Origin of the sequence: uncultured Roseobacter sp., from assembly GCF_947496515.1 — a bacterium.
GTDB lineage: Bacteria > Pseudomonadota > Alphaproteobacteria > Rhodobacterales > Rhodobacteraceae > Roseobacter.
The window spans coordinates 166,242-185,055 of record NZ_CANMDB010000008.1 but is presented as its reverse complement, the minus strand read 5'-3'; the positions used below and the strand labels follow the sequence as shown (position 1 = coordinate 185,055).

The 18,814-nt window shown below is 63.6% G+C and carries 16 protein-coding genes and 1 pseudogene; 6 read left to right on the top strand and 11 right to left on the bottom strand.

Annotated elements, in window-relative coordinates; translation table 11 throughout:
• Positions 1 to 222: 222 nt before the first annotated feature.
• From Q1A53_RS15205 to mraZ, 8 genes and pseudogenes are all read right to left on the bottom strand, one after another.
• Positions 223 to 471 (bottom strand): annotated as a pseudogene (locus Q1A53_RS15205) (IS5/IS1182 family transposase); the annotation flags it as partial.
• A 125-nt stretch (positions 472 to 596) separates the two neighbouring features.
• A complete protein-coding gene (mraY, locus tag Q1A53_RS15200) occupies positions 597 to 1,718 on the bottom strand; it encodes a phospho-N-acetylmuramoyl-pentapeptide-transferase (protein ID WP_299968373.1) in 1,122 nt (373 codons plus the stop codon).
• A gap of 3 nt (positions 1,719 to 1,721) precedes the next feature.
• The gene (gene murF, locus Q1A53_RS15195) at positions 1,722 to 3,158 is read right to left on the bottom strand and encodes a UDP-N-acetylmuramoyl-tripeptide--D-alanyl-D-alanine ligase (protein ID WP_299968371.1); all 1,437 of its coding nucleotides are present in this window, start codon (positions 3,156 to 3,158) and stop codon (positions 1,722 to 1,724) included.
• Positions 3,159 to 3,369: 211 nt separating this feature from the next.
• On the bottom strand, positions 3,370 to 4,839 hold the full coding sequence (locus tag Q1A53_RS15190) for a UDP-N-acetylmuramoyl-L-alanyl-D-glutamate--2,6-diaminopimelate ligase (RefSeq protein WP_299968369.1): 1,470 nt from the start codon (positions 4,837 to 4,839) through the stop codon (positions 3,370 to 3,372).
• 21 nt (positions 4,840 to 4,860) lie between these two features.
• Complete coding sequence (locus Q1A53_RS15185; protein ID WP_299968367.1) at positions 4,861 to 6,651, bottom strand: penicillin-binding protein 2; 1,791 nt, start codon at positions 6,649 to 6,651, stop codon at positions 4,861 to 4,863.
• The gene (locus Q1A53_RS15180; protein ID WP_299968365.1) at positions 6,648 to 7,043 is read right to left on the bottom strand and encodes a cell division protein FtsL; all 396 of its coding nucleotides are present in this window, start codon (positions 7,041 to 7,043) and stop codon (positions 6,648 to 6,650) included. Before Q1A53_RS15180 ends, Q1A53_RS15185 begins: the two co-directional genes overlap by 4 nt.
• Entirely contained in the window at positions 7,040 to 8,023 is a 984-nt protein-coding gene (gene rsmH / locus Q1A53_RS15175) for a 16S rRNA (cytosine(1402)-N(4))-methyltransferase RsmH (protein WP_299968362.1), read from the bottom strand. Before rsmH ends, Q1A53_RS15180 begins: the two co-directional genes overlap by 4 nt.
• Before the next feature lie 3 nt (positions 8,024 to 8,026).
• Positions 8,027 to 8,530, bottom strand: coding sequence for a division/cell wall cluster transcriptional repressor MraZ (gene mraZ, locus Q1A53_RS15170; RefSeq protein WP_299968360.1), 504 nt, complete (start codon positions 8,528 to 8,530; stop codon positions 8,027 to 8,029).
• Positions 8,531 to 9,243: 713 nt separating this feature from the next.
• Between mraZ and Q1A53_RS15165 the strand changes: the two genes are divergently transcribed.
• Positions 9,244 to 10,017 (top strand): hypothetical protein, encoded by a 774-nt coding sequence (locus tag Q1A53_RS15165; RefSeq protein WP_299968358.1) that lies wholly within the window; start codon positions 9,244 to 9,246, stop codon positions 10,015 to 10,017.
• Here Q1A53_RS15165 and Q1A53_RS15160 read toward each other — a convergent pair.
• Positions 10,014 to 11,084, bottom strand: a complete 1,071-nt coding sequence (locus tag Q1A53_RS15160) for an Mrp/NBP35 family ATP-binding protein (RefSeq protein WP_299968357.1) — start codon at positions 11,082 to 11,084, stop codon at positions 10,014 to 10,016. The genes Q1A53_RS15165 and Q1A53_RS15160 overlap by 4 nt on opposite strands.
• A gap of 846 nt (positions 11,085 to 11,930) precedes the next feature.
• Here Q1A53_RS15160 and Q1A53_RS15155 point away from each other — a divergent pair.
• Positions 11,931 to 13,190 carry a Hint domain-containing protein gene (locus Q1A53_RS15155; RefSeq protein WP_299968355.1) on the top strand — a complete coding sequence of 420 codons (1,260 nt, stop codon included), beginning with the start codon at positions 11,931 to 11,933 and terminating at the stop codon, positions 13,188 to 13,190.
• Between the two features lie 106 nt (positions 13,191 to 13,296).
• Here the strand turns inward: Q1A53_RS15155 and Q1A53_RS15150 are convergent, their stop codons facing one another.
• The gene (locus tag Q1A53_RS15150; RefSeq protein WP_299968353.1) at positions 13,297 to 15,729 is read right to left on the bottom strand and encodes an ATP-dependent helicase; all 2,433 of its coding nucleotides are present in this window, start codon (positions 15,727 to 15,729) and stop codon (positions 13,297 to 13,299) included.
• Between the two features lie 131 nt (positions 15,730 to 15,860).
• Here Q1A53_RS15150 and Q1A53_RS15145 point away from each other — a divergent pair, with 131 nt between their 5' ends.
• Positions 15,861 to 16,250, top strand: a complete 390-nt coding sequence (locus Q1A53_RS15145) for a thiol-disulfide oxidoreductase DCC family protein (RefSeq protein ID WP_299968351.1) — start codon at positions 15,861 to 15,863, stop codon at positions 16,248 to 16,250.
• A 9-nt stretch (positions 16,251 to 16,259) separates the two neighbouring features.
• Here the strand turns inward: Q1A53_RS15145 and Q1A53_RS15140 are convergent, their stop codons facing one another.
• Entirely contained in the window at positions 16,260 to 16,955 is a 696-nt protein-coding gene (locus Q1A53_RS15140; RefSeq protein WP_299968350.1) for a M48 family metallopeptidase, read from the bottom strand.
• A gap of 119 nt (positions 16,956 to 17,074) precedes the next feature.
• Between Q1A53_RS15140 and Q1A53_RS15135 the strand changes: the two genes are divergently transcribed.
• The 3 genes from Q1A53_RS15135 (at position 17,075) to Q1A53_RS15125 (ending at position 18,725) form a co-directional block, all read left to right on the top strand.
• Positions 17,075 to 17,302 carry a hypothetical protein gene (locus Q1A53_RS15135; protein WP_299968348.1) on the top strand — a complete coding sequence of 76 codons (228 nt, stop codon included), beginning with the start codon at positions 17,075 to 17,077 and terminating at the stop codon, positions 17,300 to 17,302.
• Between the two features lie 16 nt (positions 17,303 to 17,318).
• On the top strand, positions 17,319 to 18,185 hold the full coding sequence (locus Q1A53_RS15130; protein ID WP_299968347.1) for a branched-chain amino acid aminotransferase: 867 nt from the start codon (positions 17,319 to 17,321) through the stop codon (positions 18,183 to 18,185).
• Between the two features lie 84 nt (positions 18,186 to 18,269).
• Positions 18,270 to 18,725: a universal stress protein gene (locus Q1A53_RS15125; RefSeq protein WP_299968449.1), complete on the top strand. Its 456-nt coding sequence runs from the start codon at positions 18,270 to 18,272 to the stop codon at positions 18,723 to 18,725.
• Positions 18,726 to 18,814 lie beyond the last annotated feature (89 nt).

Genomic DNA, 18,814 nt, shown 5'->3' with positions numbered 1-18,814 from the left:
TGAATTTTTCAAAAAGTAACTGCGCTGTCTTATGGGCAAATCCTTACTTAAAAGTTACAATGAGCAAGGCGGTCGTTAACGTGAAGCGGTCCAACGCCTCGGCTCGGTTACACAGATCCGGTGAGCGATTTATCTTTTAGATCCAGAGCTGTAGCTGAGATGCATAGGCAGACCGCTACCTCTGGCCTACGATACCTCCAGCACCGGCGAAGACCTCATGCCCTAAGTTGATGGACAGCAAGTGACGTTTGGTGTGAGCGCGATGTCAGATGGGAAGGCCTCTGGGCACCTGTAGTGTCGGGTTGCCACGGGTCGCCAGGCCTTGAGCCTGCCGAGTATGATCTCGATCCGGTTGTGGCGCTGGTCGTATTTCACACGCGCCGTGCGCTCCTTTCAACCTTGGATACAGGTCCGCATCCCTTTGTCTTTCAGCGCCTCTCTGAAACAGTCGGCGTCGCCGCCCCGTGCCGCTTAGAAGCCCGACGAGGCACTACCGAGCAAGCGCTTCGTCCCGCACCGCTGGACCTGCCCAACGGGTCGCTGTCCTGTGTTCCGTTAAAGTTGGCTGGGGCCTTAGGCCCTTTGACGTCGCGGGCTTACCGCACCTTCAGCGTCGCCAACCCGATCATCGCGAGGATCAGCGAGATGATCCAGAAACGGATGACAATTGTGCTCTCGGCCCAACCTTTCTTCTCATAGTGGTGGTGGATCGGGGCCATCAGGAACACACGCTTACCGGTACGTTTGAAATAAAGCACCTGGATGATCACGGAGAGCGCTTCGACCACGAAGAGACCGCCCACCACGGCCAGCACGATCTCGTGCTTGGTGGAGACGGCGATGGCGCCCAGTGCGCCGCCCAAGGCGAGCGACCCGGTATCACCCATGAAGACCGCGGCGGGCGGCGCGTTGTACCACAAAAACCCCAGGCCACCACCGAAGAGACCCGCGCAGAAGATCAGGATCTCGCCCGTGCCGGGGACATAATGGACGTCGAGGTATTCGGTGAAATCGACGCGGCCCACGGCGTAGGCGATCACACCCAGCGTGCCTGCGGCGATCATCACGGGCATGATGGCAAGCCCGTCGAGCCCGTCGGTGAGGTTAACCGCATTGGCCGCGCCCACGATGACGATCATGCCGAAGGGGACGAAGAAAAGCCCCAGATTGATCAGGACATCCTTGAAGACGGGCAGCGCCAGACGGCCCGACAGGGCGTCATAGTCAGTGATGCGCTGCGTCAGATCCGCGTCGTTGAGGCCGTGCACGTACATGGCAGCCAAGGTGGCGATGCCCGCGATCGCAAAGCCCAAAGCCAGCCGCACCCGGCCCGGGACGCCCTTGTGGTTGCCCTTGGAGACCTTGGCATAATCATCCGCGAAGCCGATGGCAGCAAAGCTGAGCGTCACGCCGAGCACGATCCAGACAAAGGGGTTGTCGAGCCGCGCCCAGAGCAGGGTGGACGTGACCAGTGCGCCGACGATCAGCAGCCCGCCCATGGTGGGGGTGCCCGCCTTCGCAAAGTGACCTTCGGGACCGTCATCGCGAATAGGCTGGCCCTTGCCCTGACGCTTGCGCAGCACGGCGATGAGCGGGCGACCAAAAAGGAAGCCGAAGATAAGAGCAGTCAGAAACGCGCCGCCCGCGCGAAAGGTGATGTAGCGAAAGAGGTTGAAGGCGTCACCGCCGTCCGACAAGAGCGTGAGCCAGTAGAGCATTCGTTATCCTTCTTCCTCGCTCAGCGGGGCGTGCCCCATTTTGCGGATGGCGTCAACGATGAGGCCGAGTTTCATGCTGAGCGAGCCCTTGGCCAGCACCACGTCGCCGCTGTCGAGGCGGCGTTTGAGCAGGGGCAGCGCCTCTGCCGAGGTCTCGAACCAGTCGCCGCGCTGGTAGTCGGGCAGCCGGTCATGGAGGGCGCGCATCAGGGGTCCGATACAGTGGACGCGGTCGAGCGATTGCAGGCTAGGCAGATCGGCGAGGGCCGCGTGCAGGGCTGTCTCGTCGGGGCCGAGTTCCTTCATGTCACCCAGATAGGCGATGCGCCGACCGCGGGAGACCCGCCCGATGTCGTTGGTCACAGGCACGCTGGCCAGCACATCGAGCGCCGCTGCCATGGAGGTGGGATTGGCATTGTAGCTGTCGTCGATCAGATCGAGCGTGAGCGCCGTGTCCACCAGGTCGAAGTGAATGCGCTCGCGCTGGCCCCGGCCCTTATAGGGGCGCCAGCGACCCAGAGCGGCAGTTGCGAGCGCCACATCCGCGCGCAAAGCCGCCACAACCGCCAGCGCGCCAAGGGCATTCATGGCGAAATGCCGCCCCGGCGATGCGATTTTATAGAGCAGCGGGTCCGCCCCCATCTGCGCCTGCACCACGGTGGTATCGCCGCGCAGATCGGCACGGATCAGTTTGAAATCAGTGCCGTACGCGCCAAAGCTGATGTCCCGCAGCTTGCAGTCGAGCGCCTTGGCCATGAGGATGGCGGAGGTCTCCACGTCCGCGTTCAGCACCGCGATGCCGCCGGGCTCGACCCCTTCGAAGATGGAGGCTTTCTCCACCGCGATGCCGGTGATGTCGTCGAATGCCTCCAGATGGGCGGGCGCGACAGTGGTCACCAGCGCCACATGAGGCCGGGCGAGGCGCGACAGGGGCGCGATCTCGCCGGGGTGGTTCATACCGATCTCGATGATGCCGAAGTCGGTATCGGCGGGCATCCGCGCCAGGGTCAGCGGGACGCCCCAGTGGTTGTTGTAGCTCGCCACGGAGGCATGGGATGCCCCCTGCGCGCGCAGCATCTCCAGCAGCATTTCCTTGGTGGAGGTCTTGCCGACGCTGCCGGTGACGGCGACCACCTGCCCGGTCATGCGGGCGCGGGCGGCGCTGCCCAAAGCTTCGAGCGCGGCGAGCACATCCGCGACGATCAGCAGGGGTGCGTCCTCGGGCACATCCGCGGGGCGGTGATCGACCAAAGCCGCGGCGGCACCTTTTTCAAGCGCTTGGGCGGTGAACGCATGACCATCGCGCTGGTCCTTGAGCGCCACGAAGAGATCACCAGGCTGCAATGTTCGGGTGTCGATGGAGACACCGGTGGCAGACCAGTCGGCGGTGGTCTGACCGCCGGTTGCGGCAGCGGCGTCAGAGGCTGTCCAGACGGTCATGGCGCGACCCCTATCGCCAAGCGGACCCGAGCACCGGCACCTATCGCGTCCGATGTCAGCACAAAGCCCGACGGCGCGACCCCGAGCTCCCGGAAAGCCAGTGCGGGCAGCCCTTTCGAACGCCGAGCCACCACGCCGCGCTTATGAAAAAGCGTTTGGAATGAGCCTGTTACCCACGGCTTGACCGCCTTGAATATGGATTTCACCGCCATCACGCGATTTTTCCATCGAGAGCTGCGACCGACAGGCTTGCCTGCTCCGCATCGTCAAAGGGCAGCACGTCATCGCCCACGACCTGACCCGTTTCGTGCCCCTTGCCCGCGATCAGCAAGGCGTCGCCTGGACCAAGCGCATCCACCCCGCGCAGGATCGCCTCTGCCCGGTCGCCCACTTCCTGAGCGTCCGGCGCTCCGAGCAAGACCGATGCCCGGATCGCGGCGGGATCTTCGCTGCGGGGGTTGTCATCGGTCACGATGACCAGATCCGCGTGATCCGCGGCCGCCTGCCCCATCAGCGGGCGCTTGGTCGCGTCCCGGTCGCCACCTGCCCCCACGATCGCGATCAACCGGCCCACCACATGCGGACGCAGCGCCTTGAGCGCAGTGGCTACCGCATCAGGCGTATGCGCATAATCCACGAAGACCGTCGCACCATTGTCCCGCGTGGCCACCAACTGCATCCGCCCGCGCACCGTCTCCAGCCGGGGGAAGGTCTCGAAAACGCGGTGCGGCTCCTCCCCACAGGCGATCACGAGGCCCGCGGCCATCATCACATTCTCCGCCTGAAAGTCACCGATGAGGTTGAGCCGCCGCACGTAGCTTTCCCGCACATGGTGAAACTGCACCTGCTGGCCCGTGGCATCCACCTGCATCCGACCGAGCCGGAAATCACCGATGTCGCGGCCCACCGACACCACCGGGCAGCCGCGCGCGGTGGCGATGGCGGCCATGTCCACGCCGCGCTCTGCCTCGATGTTGATGACAGCCTTGGCGTCTTCGGGCAGCACGCGGGCGAAAAGCCCCGCCTTTGCATCGAAATACTCTTCGAAACTGGCGTGATAATCCAGATGATCCTGGGTCAGGTTGGTAAAGCCCGCAGCGGTCAGGGTCACGCCATCCAACCTGCGCTGGTCGAGCCCGTGGCTGCTGGCCTCCATCGCTGCGTGGGTCACGCCCACATCCGCCGCCTGCGCCAGCGCGCGGTGCAACGTGATGGGCTCGGGCGTGGTGTGCATCAGATTGGCGCTCCACGCGCCTTCGACACCGGTGGTGCCCAGATTGACCGCCGAATGACCCAGCAGCGTCCAGATCTGGCGGACAAAGGTCGCCACGGAGGTTTTGCCATTGGTTCCGGTGATCGCAACCATCACCGGAGGCTGTCGCTCGAACCACAGGGAGGCGGCACGCGCCAGCGTCTCACGCGGGGCCGTCGTCACAACCACGGCCGCATCGCTGGCTGCCAGCGCCTCTGCCGCGATCCCGGCCCCTTCCGCATCGGTGAGAATGGCCGCAGCCCCCTTGCGCAGCGCCGCATCGATAAAGCGGCCACCGTGAACCTTGACGCCCGGCAGCGCCGCAAAGAGCACCCCCTGGCCCACGTCGCGGCTGTCCACGCTCAGCCCGCTGATGTCGGGGTTGCGGCCCGCCTGCGCAGTCAGCCCCAGGGAGGAAAGTGGTTTCAAAATGCGCCGGGCCTCCCCGTTCTAGCGGCTCTCGTTCTGAGTAAGCTTTATATCCGTCACAACCACAGGTTCAACGGTCGGTCTGAGGCCCAGCAGGGGTGCGACCCGCTTGATCATCTCTGCCGCCACCGGGACAGCTGTCCAGCCCGCGGTGCGGCGGGGTTTGTCACCGATGGTGTCCACCGGTTCGTCCAGCGTCACGATCAGCACGTACTTCGGATCATGGGCGGGAAAGATCGCCGCGAAGGTAGCGATGACCTTTTCATCGTAGTAACCACCCTGCGGTCGCGGCTTGTCGGCGGTGCCGGTCTTGCCGCCCACGGCGTAGCCCTTGACCTCGCCAAAGCTCGCGGTGCCGTCGGTGACCACCCGCCGCAGCATCTGGCGCGAGGCACGGGCGGAGGCGTCCGATATCAGGCGCGGGCCTAGCTGCGGGCCGTCCTGTTTGAGGATGGTGGGTTTGACCTTGAAGCCACCATTGGCAATCGCGGCGTAGCCTGCGGCCAGATGCATGGGCGAGGTAGAGAGCCCGTGCCCGTAGGAAATGGTCATGGTGCTGATCTCGGACCAGTTCCTGGGCAGGAGCGGTTTGCCACCCGCGGCCTCGATCAGCTCGAACCCGGTGGCGTCGAGCATCCCCATCTCCTTGAGGAACGCGCGCTGGCGCACCGCGCCGATCTGCTGCGCGATGCGCGCGGTGCCGATATTGGAGCTTTTCTCGATCACTTTCGACACGGTCAGCGTATCGCCATAGTTGCGGAAATCGCGGATCCGGTGTTTGCCCCAGCGAAGCGGGCCCTTGGTGTCGATGATCGTCCCGGGGTTGACCAGCCCCAGATCCAGTGCCTGGGCGGTGGTGAAGATCTTGAAGGTGGAGCCGAGCTCATACACGCCCTGCACCGAGCGGTTGAAAAGCGGGCTGTCGGATGGATCGCCCGAGACCGCGGGTCGGGGCCGGTTGTTTGGGTCGAAATTGGGCAGCGACACGACGCTGACCACCTCGCCTGTGTCCACGTCCATCAGGATCGAGGTCGCTCCCTTGGCGTTCATCAGCGCCATGCCGCCTGCAAGTACCCGCTCGGCGGCGGCCTGCACTGTCAGATCGAGCGAGAGCGCCAGAGGTCTTGCGCCATTGCCCGGATCGCGCAGATAGCCATCGAAGTACTTCTCGACCCCTGCGACGCCGATGATCTCTGCCGCCTGCACGCCCTCGCGCCCATAGCCGGCACCGCCCAGCACATGGGCCGCCAGCCGTCCGTTGGGGTAAAGCCGCATGTCACGGGCACCGAAGAGCAACCCCGGCTCGCCGATCTCATGCACGGCCTGCAGTTGTTCCGGGCTGATCTTGCGCTTGATCCAGACAAATTTGCGCTCGCCGGTAAAGTCCGCCAGCAGCCGCGCGCCGTCCAGATCGGGGAAGATCCGCGTCAGCTCCGCCACGGCATGCTCAGGGTCGATCATCTGGGGCGGCTGAGCATAGAGCGCGTGGGTCTCGAAGTTGGTGGCCAGAAGGCGACCATGGCGGTCGACGATTTCGGCACGCGCCGCGTGGATCGCCGCACCGGGCGCCTCCACCCGTGGTTCCATGGGTTCGGCGGTGGCCATCATCCCCATGCGCAGACCGATGATGCCAAAGGCCGCGACAAAGAACATGCCGAGCACCAGCAGACGCCCCTCAGCCCGTTGACGCGATTGGTCACGCATCTGCTCGTGACGGATGCGGATGTTCTCGCGTTCGATGGCATCGGGGTTCTCGCCGCGGGCGCGGGCATCGAGGATCCGGGCGAGCGGGCGGAGCGGGGTACGGATCATGGGCGGACCTCCTGAGGCGCCGGGCTGGAGACCTTCAGCGGCACCGGTGCACCAGCGGGAAGCTGCGCGCCCGGATCAGGCAAGGAGGGGTCCGTCAATACAGGGGCTGGCGGATACGCCACCTGCCGCACCAGCCCGAACTGATCGGGGTGCAGCTCCAGCAAGCCGAGCCGATCGAAGTTGATCTCCACCAGATCGCGCAGCCGGTCGGGCCGGTTGAGATACGCCCACTCCGCCCGGAGCACTGCGAGCCTGTCGTGGGTCGCGCGGATCTGCTGGCGCAGCTTGGCGGTCTCTGCCAGCGCTGCCTGGGTGGCGTAGTTTTCGCGGTAGGCCCAGAAGGCCAGACCAATGACGGCGAGGGCTGTCAGGATATAGAGCACTGTTTTCAAGGGGAAACCTCCACCATGGGCATGCCGATCGCCTTTGCATCAACGGCGCCGGCAGGCGCGTCGGTGCGCGTTGCCACCCGCAAACGGGCAGAGCGCGCGCGGGGGTTGGCGGCCACCTCCTCCGCATCCGCAGCGATCGCCTTGCGCGGGGTCAGGCGGAACGCGGGCGGTGCGCTCTCGCTCGGGGGCGCGTAGCGGTTGGCATTGCCGCCCGCACCCGCGCGCGCCGTGAGGAACCGTTTGACCATGCGGTCCTCGACCGAATGAAACGTCACCACGGCCAGCTTGCCACCCGGCGCCAGCGCCCGCTCTGCCGCCATGAGACCCTGAAAAAGCTCACCGTATTCATCATTTACTGCGATCCGCAGCGCCTGAAAGCTGCGCGTGGCGGGGTGGGACTGGCCGGGTTTCGCGCGCGGCAGGCATCCCTCGACGATCTGCGACAGCCGCAGGGTGGTGGTGATGGGCGCTACGTCCCTCTCACGCAGGATCGCGCGGGCGATGCGGCGGCTGGCGCGTTCCTCACCGTAGTGAAAAAGAATGTCGGCGAGCGTTTCTTCCGCGGCACCATTGACGATATCCGCGGCAGACGACCCGGACTGGCTCATCCGCATGTCGAGCGGTCCGTCGCGCATGAAGGAAAAACCACGCTCGGCCCGGTCCAGCTGCATGGAGGAGACGCCGAGATCCAGCACGATGCCGTCCAAGTCCTGCGCATAGGTGTCGAGGTCGGAAAAGACGCCCTGCTGCGGGGTGATACGCGGCTCCGCGGCCAGCCAGTCCGCGGCCATCTCGAACGCCAAAGGGTCCCGGTCCACGGCGATGACGCGGGCGGCACCGGCCTTCAGCAACCCGCGGGTGTAGCCGCCCGCGCCAAACGTCCCATCAAGCCAGACGCCCGTGACCGGATCCACGGCGCGCAGGATCGCGGGGAGCAGAACGGGGATATGCGGAATGTCGGAGGCTGTGGCAGCGGCCATGTCTCACCCCTCCTTCGGGCCGTCCAGAAAGACCAGCGGATCCACATCGTCGGGCAAATCATCGAGCCAGGCCTCGGTGCGCGCGGCCTCTTCGGCCTCGTAGGTCTCGGGCATCCAGATCTGGAACGTGTCCCCGGCGGCGATAAAGAAGGCCTCATGCGTCAGGCCGATCTTCTGGCGCAGCTTGGCGGGCAGGACGATGCGGCCAGTTTCATCCACGGATGTTGGGAAGGACTGGCCATGAAAGAGCCGCTGCAGCATCTTTCGTTCCATCGCGCCGCGCGGCAGCGCGTCGATCTTGGCGTCGACCTCTTCGATGGCTTGCATGGTGTAGCATTCGAGATAGTTGCGGCGGTGATCGCCGTAGACGATGACCAGTTCGGGGGCATCGCCCGGGGTCCAGTTGGGATCGGCGGCCTCGATCACACGGCGGAAAGTGGCGGGAATGGAGACCCGCCCCTTACTATCGACCTTGTGATGGCTTTCGCCTCTGAACCTGCGGCTCACTGCCTTATCCCAACTTCATGCACCACATAAGAAATGATGCGTATCCCCCTTGTATTAAATGGAAACGGCGGGTTGATCTGCTGCCACTGATCAACCCGCCGCCCTCGTCCCGCATCTGCGGGGTTGGTCCAGCTGCGCGCGCCACCTTGGGGGGATGTCTGCTCGCTCGCGCGCCGGATCTCTTTGGTCGGATGAAAGCGAGGTGCCTGTATGAACCTGCTTGAGTTTTATTGAGCTTGGGGTCGTTTGCTGCCCCGGTCTCGATCTCATCTGATGCAATAGGGATACAGTGGGAAACCATGGGCTGACAAGGGATTTTTAGTTATGGATTTCCTAACAAAGCCGGATATGGCTTAACGAAAGACGCTCTGATCCCAAGCAATGGTAGAATTCTGACACAAATTGTATATGATCTCTTGTCTTATACTATATATGGACAACAGTACTGGGCACGTATTCGCCCATGATTTCCCAGAAAACTTTATCGCAGTAACAGGCTGGATCACGTGTTCTTTTTCTGTTCTTGTCGGATCTATCAATAAAGCAAGGCGCGAAGCCGAATCAAGAAGCCTGACAGCGGCTCAGAAGCGGGAGCTACGAACGCTATCCCACGTATTCCCATCCCCGGAAATTAACCATAGACGTCGGTCGTCCTGTCAACTGGCAGCACTTGCGACTAGCGACATAACGACAGTTTTTCAAAGACGACTGATATGAACCTACCCATCGCCATTCTAAGCCGCGCCTTCCGTCTGATTTTTGCGCAGCCCCGCCAGACGCTGCGGGTCATTCTTCCCGGCGTCGTGACCTACATCGTCGGCGGCCTTCTCGTGGGTGGCGCAATCTTCCTTGGTGCGAGTATGCCGGTGGAGGCAAGTCGGTCGAACTTGTTGCTGCTGGCCTTAACCCTACCGGGGTTCGCCATCTTGCTCAGAGGCTTTTCTCTGTTTGCAGTGATGTGGCACCGACATGCTCTCGTTCCTGATCATGCGCGCGATGACGTGATGAAACCGGTGAAGGGCACATTAAATCGCTATCTCTGGCGGTGTGCGCTTCTCGTTCTACTACTCCTAATCATCAGCCTTCCTATCGGCTTCGTGGGCGGCGTCGGTACCGGCATAGCGGAGTCCAGCACTGGGCGAGGATCCTGGGTCGCGAGCGGGATCAATACGCTCATCTCCATTGTTATCTCGTGGATCGGCTTGCGCCTGAGCCTGATGCTGCCCGCTGTGTCGGTCGGAGACCATATGGGGATTACGCAGAGCTGGGCTGCCACGCGCGCTGCCTCGAAGGACCTTTTCTGGACCGCAGCGCTTCTGGGCATTCTCAACGCAAGTGTATGGGCGATCTCCGTTGGCGTCCTCGCGGCGATGCCTTTCCTGGGTCTCGCGCTTGCGCCGTGCATTTTTGTCTTTCAGTCTCTGCTCTATTTAAGTGTGCTCAGCACACTTTACGGGCACCTGATAGAGGGACGCCCGCTGACCTAAGCCATCCCGCCTCTGATCAAACCATCCGCAATCCGCGCGTAGGCGTCGGCCATAGGCCCCTCGCCCGCAGCCACGGGCGTGCCGCCGTCGCCCGCCAGCCGGGTCTCCAGATCGATGGGCAGCGCGCCCAGAAGCGGCACGCCCAGCTTTTCCGCCTCCGCCGCGACACCACCCTGACCAAAGATCTGGTGCTCGGCCCCGCAGTCCGGGCAGACGAACATCGACATATTCTCGATCAGCCCCAGCACCGGCGTTTTCAGCGTATCAAACATATCGAGTGCCTTGCGCGCGTCGATCAGCGCCACGTCCTGCGGGGTGGAGACGACGATGGCGCCGGTGAGTTCGGATTTGGTACATAAAGTCAGCTGCACATCGCCCGTCCCGGGTGGCAGATCGACCAGCAACACGTCCAACGCGCCCCATTCCACCTGCCCTAGCATCTGCTGCAGCGCGCCCATCAGCATCGGGCCGCGCCAGACCACGGCCTTGCCTTCTTCCATCATGAAGCCGATGGACATCAGCGTGACACCATGGGCATGCAGGGGAATGATGGTCTTGCCGTCGGGGCTGGCGGGGCGCTTGTTCACGCCCATCATGCGCGGCTGGCTTGGCCCGTAGATATCCGCATCGAGCAGCCCGACCTTGCGCCCGGCGCGCGCCAGCGCCACGGCAAGGTTCGAGGACACGGTGGATTTACCCACGCCGCCCTTGCCGGAGCCGATGGCCAGGATCCGCTGCACGCCCGTGGGCTTGGTGGGGCCCGCCTGTGGCTTGGGGTGGCCGCCGATCTTGAGGCTGGGTGCAGGCGGTTTCGCGACCGGACCGTGCGCCGTCAACAGGGCCGATACGCTGGACACCCCTGCCAGTTCCGCCACAACCTTTTCAGCGGCCGCGCGCAGTGGTTCCATCTGACGCGCGACCTCGGGGCTGGGCGCTTCAATCACGAAACGCACGGTGCCCGCCTCCACCGTCAACGCCCGAATCAAATCATGGGCCAGGAGGTCACGACCATCGGGCAGGTTCACCCGGGCCAGTGCGGCCTCCACGTCGGCCTTTGTTATCGACATGCTCGCTTTCTCCTCATCTCTGCCACTTTGCGAGGCAGCTTATTACGCGCCTGCAGCAAAACCGCTTTTTCTGCCTAACCCTATAGCAAAACGAAAAAATATATCGTGTTTCGCCTATGCATTTTCTGCATAGCAGCATTGTAAAGCCGTCTATTGTGCAATTGCAGCATAAAGCTAAATTACTACTCAACACGACGCAGACACTGGCACACGGCAAGACTTTCACGCCTCTCATGCCAGACAATGCTGCCCCTCGCCAGCCCGTTCGGGCATCCGGTGACCGGGGCAGGTTCTGCAACAGGATCGGGCGCCCACCTCCTCCCTAGGGCGTTCGTTACAATGCGGCGGCATCCACCTCCTCCCGGGTGTCGTCGCTGTGAATGACAGCGCGGTCCGTTGGTCGCGCGCCCCCCTCTCCGGCCAGAAGGTCGCCGCGGGTGGGTCACCAGGATCAGACGTGCCTCTCCTCCTCCCTGGGGCGTCTGACACAAGGCAGCAACATCCACCTCCTCCCGGGTGCTGCTGCCGTGAAGACCCGGGCCTTTCAGGGTCGGGACGATATATGTCACAGGGGTCCACCTCCTCCCTGACCGCTGTGACAGATCAAGAAGACGGCACCTACCTCCTCCCAGGTGCCGTCTTTTTTTGTCCCATGTCTAAACCGGCTCCCCCCACGACACGGCTGCGATGCAAGACGCGCGTGCGCGCTCCACCACGACCCATCTGCCAGATATGCAACGGTTTTCAGCCGACGTTAACGTTTTGTTAGGGTTTCGAGTGACGCGGACCATCCCTTCGCTTACCGTCGCATGACAAGATGCGCTGACCCCATGACGTGAGCTCTACGTGCCGGTTTTCCTGCGGATAACAGATGCGGACATCCAGAATCCGTCCTTTTGGGCCGCATTGACCATCGACCGCGACAGCACCCTCGACACGACCCAGGTCGATGACCGCTTTCAAATCGTTCTGACGGGGACGGGCATCCGATTTACCGACACCACCACCGGGGCCATCACCCGCTACGATGACGGTGACCTCACTGGCGGGTCCTTCAGCCAGTTTGTGCAGTTCCTGGGCAATGATGCAGACAACGCGGTGAGCGGCTCCGTGGGGTTGAACGCGCGCGGATACATCGGCGGTGCGGGCAATGATACCTTCACCGACGATGGCGCCTTGGGCGGCACGATCGAGGGTGGCGCGGGCAACGATGTGCTCACCGGTGGCAGCGGCAGCAATAACATCCGCGGCCAAGATGGCGACGACATCCTGCGGGGCGGTGCCAGTAACAACAACCTCTACGGTGGCAATGGTAACGACACGCTCTTTGCAGAGGAAGGCAGCGGCACGCTGCAGGGTGGGCGTGGAGACGACACGATCATCGCGGGGCTTAATACCGGTTTCGTGAACGGTGGTCCCGGGAATGACAGCCTGACCCTGCCCGAAGGCTCCGTGGTGAACCCTTTCTCACCCACGGGTGGCAACGTAACCCTGCCCAACGGGCGCAGCTTCACCTATCTCAATATCAACAGCGTCACCGTGCCCTGTTTTGCCGCAGGTACGCCCCTGTGCACCCCAGGCGGCGAGGTCGCGGTGGAGGAACTGGCCGTCGGCGATCTGGTGGAGACAGCCGATCACGGCGCGCAACCGATCCGCTGGATCGGCAGTCGGCGGGTACCAGGTCTGGGCAAACTGGCACCGGTACGTTTTGCGCCCGGCAGCATCGGCAACACCCGCGCCATCCGCCTGTCACCGCAACACCGTGTGCTGCTCAGCGGCTGGCGCTGCGAGATGCTGCTGCAAGCGCCCGAAGTGCTCTGCGCCGCCGCGCATCTCATCGACGGGGCTGCGATCCGCCCCGACCCGTGCGAAGCGGTCACCTATTATCACGTGATGTTCGACCGGCACGAAGTGGTTTTCTCCGGCGGCGCGCAACTCGAAAGCTTCTACGCTGGCGACTATATTCTGGAAGCTGATCACGAGACATACAGCGAGTTGCTGCAGATCCTTCCGGAGTTACAGCGCGGCAAAACCGACATTCCCGCAGCCCGCCCGATCCTGCGCCGCTTCGAGGCCGCTGCCCTGCGCGGCACCGCACGCATCTGACGCGTGGAGGCGACGCAGCGCCCCCGGCCCCATAGGCCGGGCAGCGTCCGAGCCGCCTCGATGGCGGCGAGGACGCTCCCCCCTTGTGATCACCTGGAGCTGCTGGTCAAAACGGCACTTCATCCGAGCCGCTGACGAATTTCGCCACCACCTTCTTGGTACCCGCCTTCTCAAAGGCGATCTCCAGCTTGTCGCCTTCAATGGCCAGAATAGCGCCGTAGCCGAATTTCTGGTGAAAGACCCGCTCGCCCACCGTAAAGCTCGACACCGCGTTCATGTCGATCACGGTATTCTTGCTCTCGCGTGGCTGGCTGACGGGACGCTGCTGGCTACGCTCCTGCAACCGCCGCCAGCCCGGTGAGTTATAGACATTCGCCTCCGCTGCCCGCTCTGCCAGATCCGACCGCAGCGGTTGCATGCCCGCGGCTCCATATCCGCCGCCGTAGAGCCCGGGGGGCGTCAGCACCTCCACATGCGCGTCGGGCAATTCGTCGATGAACCGCGACGGCATCGAGGATTGCCATTGCCCGAACACTCGCCGGTTGGCCGCGAAACTGATGGTGCAGATCTCTTCGGCGCGTGTAATCCCCACATAGGCCAGCCGCCGCTCCTCCTCCAGACCCTTCACGCCGCTCTCGTCCATGGACCGCTGCGAGGGAAAGAGCCCGTCCTCCCAGCCAGGCAGAAACACCATGGGGAACTCCAGTCCCTTTGCCGCGTGCAGCGTCATGATGGAGACCTTTTCGCCCCCATCATCGCTGCCATTGTCCATGATCAGGCTGACGTGTTCGAGAAACCCTTGCAGGTTCTCAAAGGCTTCCAGCGCCTTGATCAGCTCCTTGAGGTTTTCCAGCCGCCCAGGCGCCTCGGGCGTCTTGTCATTCTGCCAGTGGGCGGTGTAGCCGCTTTCGTCCAGAATGACCTCGGCCAGTTCCATATGGCTCAAATCCGCCGACCCAAGCATCCGCCGCCAGCGGTCCAGCCCCTCGACCAGCTGTGCCAACGCCGCCCCGCCCTTGCCACCGATGGACTTGGTCTCGACACAGAGCCGCGCGCCCTCCACAAGGCTGATGCCATTGCTGCGCGCCATGCGCTGGATGGTCTGCTGCGCCTTGTCGCCGAGGCCGCGTTTGGGGGTGTTCACGATCCGCTCGAATGCAAGATCATCCTCCGGGCTGACCACGACGCGGAAATAGGCCATGGCGTCGCGGATCTCCATCCGCTCGTAGAAGCGTGGCCCGCCGATAACGCGGTAGGGCAGGCCGATGGTCAGAAACCGGTCCTCGAACGCGCGCATCTGGTGGCTGGCGCGCACCAGAATGGCCATCCGGTCGAGACCGCAGGGCGCCATGCCGCGGGTGCCGCGTTGAGCCGCCTCGATCTCCTCGCCGATCCAGCGGGCCTCCTCCTCCCCGTCCCAATGACCGATCAGCCGGACCTTCTCGCCCTCGGTCAGATCGGTAAAGAGCGTCTTGCCCAACCGCCCCTGATTGCCCGCGATCACACCGGAGGCGGCGGCAAGGATATGCGGGGTGGAGCGGTAATTCTGCTCCAGCCGCACCACGTGGGCGCCGGGGAAATCTGTCTCGAACCGCAGAATATTGCCCACTTCCGCGCCGCGCCACCCATAGATCGACTGGTCGTCATCTCCCACGCAGCAAATATTGCGGTGACCGCCCGCCAGCAGCCGCAGCCACAGATACTGCGCCACATTGGTGTCCTGATACTCGTCCACGAGGATGTAGGCGAACCAGCGCCGGTATTGCTCCAGCACATCCGGGTGGGTCTGAAAGATCGTGACCATATGCAGCAGCAAATCGCCGAAATCCACGGCGTTCAGCTCGATCAGCCGCCGCTGGTACTGCGCATAAAGCGCCACGCCGCGGTGATTATACGCCCCCGCATCCGCCGCGGGCACCTTGTCCGGCGTCAGCGCGCGGTTCTTCCAACCATCAATGATGCTGGCCAGCTGCCGCGCGGGCCAGCGCTTGTCATCGATCCCGTCCGCCGCCACCAGCTGCTTGAGAAGCCGCAACTGGTCATCGGTATCCAATATGGTGAAATTGGATTTGAGATGCGGTCCGGACGGCGCGCTGCCCTCGGGCCCGGGCGAATGGCTTTGCAAAGCCATTCCCGCCCCGCCGCGCGCTGGCAGGGAAATCAATTCCGCGTGTCGGCGCAGCAGCTTGACGCAGATCGCGTGGAAGGTCCCAAGCCAGGGCATCCCCTCGGCTGGCTGGCCCAGCATCTTGCCGACCCGCGTCTTCATCTCGCGCGCCGCCTTATTGGTGAAGGTCACGGCCAGGATCTCGTTGGGGCGCGCCCGGCGCTGCATCAGCAGATGCACGATCCGCGCAGTCAGCGCCCGCGTCTTGCCCGTCCCTGCCCCCGCCAGCATCAGGACCGGCCCATCGAGCTGCTCTACGGCGGCGCGCTGTGCCGGGTTCAGCCCCTCGAGATAGGGCGCAGGCCGCGCTGCCATGGCGCGGGCCGACAGGGATGCGCCTTCGAAAGCATCCATTTCGTCAAAATCGCTCATGCTGTCACCCTACATCGCCCGCCGCCCGAGATAAAGAAGATGTTCGCAGTATGTTCCACCCCACGCACCGTGCAAACACCTGCGACACTGCGGCGCATGCCCGGCGCACGACCTGCCCTATCTCAGGTATCATGAGCGAAACAGAAGTTCTCTACAACGCGGATTGCCCGGTCTGTCGGCGAGAAATAGATCACTACGCCCGGCTGACCAAGGCGCAGGCCTTGCCGCTGCGCTATACCGACCTCAGTGCAGCACATCTGCAGGAGTGGGGGGTCACGGCTGATGCCGCCGCGCGCCGTCTGCATGTGCGCAAGCAGGGAGAGATCCTTGCCGGTCTGCCAGCCTTCGTTGCTCTCTGGCGGGCGCTGCCCCGCTACCGCTGGCTGGCCCGGCTCGTCAGCCTGCCTGGGATATACGGGCTCGCCAACCTGATTTACGAAAGGGTTTTGGCGCCCCTGCTCTACCGCGCGCACCGCCGCCGCATCGCCCGCAGCGGCTGTTCGACATCCGCGGAGAAGTGAGCCCCGTCGTCAGAGCTGCGAGGCCGTGCGGCGCACAATGTCGATCCGCTGCCGGTTGGGCGGATGAGTGCCAAGGAAACGGTCGCCCGGGTCCGGAATACGCGTAAAGAACTCCGCCCCGCGCACAGGGTTGAAACCCGCCCGATGGGTAATGACGGTGCCCAGGGCATCCGCCTCAAGCTCAAAATCTTTGGAGTAGGTGCGCGCGCCCACCCGGGCACCGGTCCGCTGCGCTGATTGAACGGCCTCGCCAGTCCCTCCCAGCAATACCGCGAGGCTGCCAGCGATCACCGCACCCGCCACGGCATTCTGCTGCTGGCGCGAGATATGTCCCGCGATATGGTGCGCGGCCTCGTGCCCCATCACAAAGGCCAGCTCGTCGACATTACGCGCGTCCTTGATCAGCGCTTGCGTGAAGCCGATGATAGGTCGACCGTTCTTGTCCAGCGTCTGAAAGGCATTGGGGGGTGCGTTGGCATCGCCGACGATCACAATCCGAAAATCGCAGTTCTGCCCCGATGTGCGTGCCCGGCATTCGCGCTCCGCCACCGGTTCGACCGTGCGCACGACCTGCGCGAAATTCGTGGCCGTCGCGCGGGGCACCGGCCCGCTACCCGGGCCTGCCGTGATCTGGGTCGTACTGACTGGCTCGCACGCCGCCAGTGCCACCAAGGCGATACCTGCGACAAAGGGCTTCCACGGCATGAGGTGCCTCCTTCAAAGACGTCTTTGCGTCGCAGTTTAGCACCCTGATCCGCAGCGACCACCCCGATCACGGCGCTTTGTCCTCTTGCATCACCACGATCAGCGGATACTCTCGCGCCATGTTTACCATTGAGCATGAGTTTGATGCGACCGTGATTACCCTCGTGGATGACGGCGCCACCCCGCTGCAGGAGGACGTCACCGTCCACGCCACGGAAAGCGCGATCATCCTCAACCAGTATGACGCACGGCTGGATCGGACACTGTCGATCACCCTGTCCCCCGAGCAATGGCGCGACCTAACCGCGGCACTCGATCTGCCCGAAGGCGTCTACAAGGCGCGCTAACAGAAAGACCCCCGCCATGAGCATCGGCACCAGGATTTCCACCTATTTTGACGGGCGATGGCACGACGGCGATGTGCCGGTGATGCGTGCGGCGGACCATGGCAGTTGGTTGGGGACGAGCGTTTTCGACGGGGCCCGGTTCATGAACGGGCGCGCGCCGGATTTGGCCGCCCATTGCGACCGGGTCAACCGCTCGGCTCGCGCCCTGATGATCACACCGACGGTCACGACTAAGCAGATGGTGCAAATCATCCGCGACGGGCTGGGCCGGTACGGTCCCGAGGAGGCCGTCTATATCCGACCCATGTACTGGGCGATTGATGGTGACGCCACGGCTATTGTCCCCCAACCGGATGCCACAGGCTTTGCCATCAGCCTGGAGGTGATCCCCCTCGCCCCACCGGAGGCCACGCTCACCCTGGGCCGCACCCGGTTCCGCCGACCCGTGCAGGAGAATGCGGTGGTCGATGCCAAGGCGGGCTGTCTTTACCCCAACAACGCGCGCATGTTGGCCGAGGTCCGTGGCCGTGGTTTCGCCAATGCTCTGGTGGCGGACATGCTGGGCAATGTGGCCGAAACCGCCACCTCCAACATCTTCATGGCGCGCGACGGCGCGGTCTTTACGCCTGCCCCCAATGGTACGTTTTTGTCCGGGATCACCCGCGCCCGGCACATCACGCATTTGCGCGCCGAGGGGATCGGGGTGCATGAAGCGACCCTGAGCTTTGCCGATTTCGAGGCGGCAGAAGAGGTCTTTGCCACCGGCAATATGAATAAGATCACGCCTGTGACGGCTTTCGAGGACACCCGGTACCAACCCGGCCCCGTCGCCCGCCGACTGCGCGAGATGTACTGGGACTGGGCCGCATCAGAGCCCTTCTGAGCACAGCAACACCCGCGCAGATTGCGATTGCGCGCGGGAGGAACAGCCGTCATGATCAGCCCAAGCAAGGAAGGGCAGTCTGGGATGCGCAAGTTTCTGGTGGTGCTGGATGACAGCCGCGAGTGTCTCAACGCGATGCGGTTTGCCGCCATGCGGGCGGCCAATACCGGTGGGGGGGTCGAGATCCTGTCCGTCATCCCCCCCGATGATTTCAACCACTGGATCGGTGTCGGCAATGTGATGCGCGAAGAGGCGCGTGAGCGCATCGAGGTGCATTTCGAGGTCTTTGCCAAATGGATGCGCGACCGGCAGGGGATCGATCCGGAACTGGTGATCCGCGAGGGCGAGCCGGTGAGCGAGATCCTCGCCCAGATCCACGATGATACCGAAATTGGCGTGCTGGTCCTGGGCGCTGGCATAGACAAAAAGGGGCCCGGACCCCTGGTCACACAGCTGACAAAGAGCGCAGGCACCTTGCCGGTGCCCATGACCATCGTGCCAGGCGATCTCAGCAAGGAACGACTCGAAGCGATCACCTGAGGCGGACAACCGGCTTTGCAAAGCCGGTTCAATGACTTTGCAAAGTCATTCCACCGCGAGCTCAACCGCCGCACTGGCCATCAATGGAC

Coding starts and splice junctions, on each gene's coding strand:
- mraY (WP_299968373.1), bottom strand. CDS start 1,718: ATGCTCTACTGGCTCACGCTCTTGTCGGACGGCGGTGACGCCTTCAAC.
- murF (WP_299968371.1), bottom strand. CDS start 3,158: ATGACCGTCTGGACAGCCTCTGACGCCGCTGCCGCAACCGGCGGTCAG.
- Q1A53_RS15185 (WP_299968367.1), bottom strand. CDS start 6,651: ATGATCCGTACCCCGCTCCGCCCGCTCGCCCGGATCCTCGATGCCCGC.
- rsmH (WP_299968362.1), bottom strand. CDS start 8,023: ATGGCCGCTGCCACAGCCTCCGACATTCCGCATATCCCCGTTCTGCTC.
- Q1A53_RS15165 (WP_299968358.1), top strand. CDS start 9,244: ATGAACCTACCCATCGCCATTCTAAGCCGCGCCTTCCGTCTGATTTTT.
- Q1A53_RS15160 (WP_299968357.1), bottom strand. CDS start 11,084: ATGTCGATAACAAAGGCCGACGTGGAGGCCGCACTGGCCCGGGTGAAC.
- Q1A53_RS15150 (WP_299968353.1), bottom strand. CDS start 15,729: ATGAGCGATTTTGACGAAATGGATGCTTTCGAAGGCGCATCCCTGTCG.
- Q1A53_RS15145 (WP_299968351.1), top strand. CDS start 15,861: ATGAGCGAAACAGAAGTTCTCTACAACGCGGATTGCCCGGTCTGTCGG.
- Q1A53_RS15140 (WP_299968350.1), bottom strand. CDS start 16,955: ATGCCGTGGAAGCCCTTTGTCGCAGGTATCGCCTTGGTGGCACTGGCG.
- Q1A53_RS15135 (WP_299968348.1), top strand. CDS start 17,075: ATGTTTACCATTGAGCATGAGTTTGATGCGACCGTGATTACCCTCGTG.
- Q1A53_RS15130 (WP_299968347.1), top strand. CDS start 17,319: ATGAGCATCGGCACCAGGATTTCCACCTATTTTGACGGGCGATGGCAC.
- Q1A53_RS15125 (WP_299968449.1), top strand. CDS start 18,270: ATGCGCAAGTTTCTGGTGGTGCTGGATGACAGCCGCGAGTGTCTCAAC.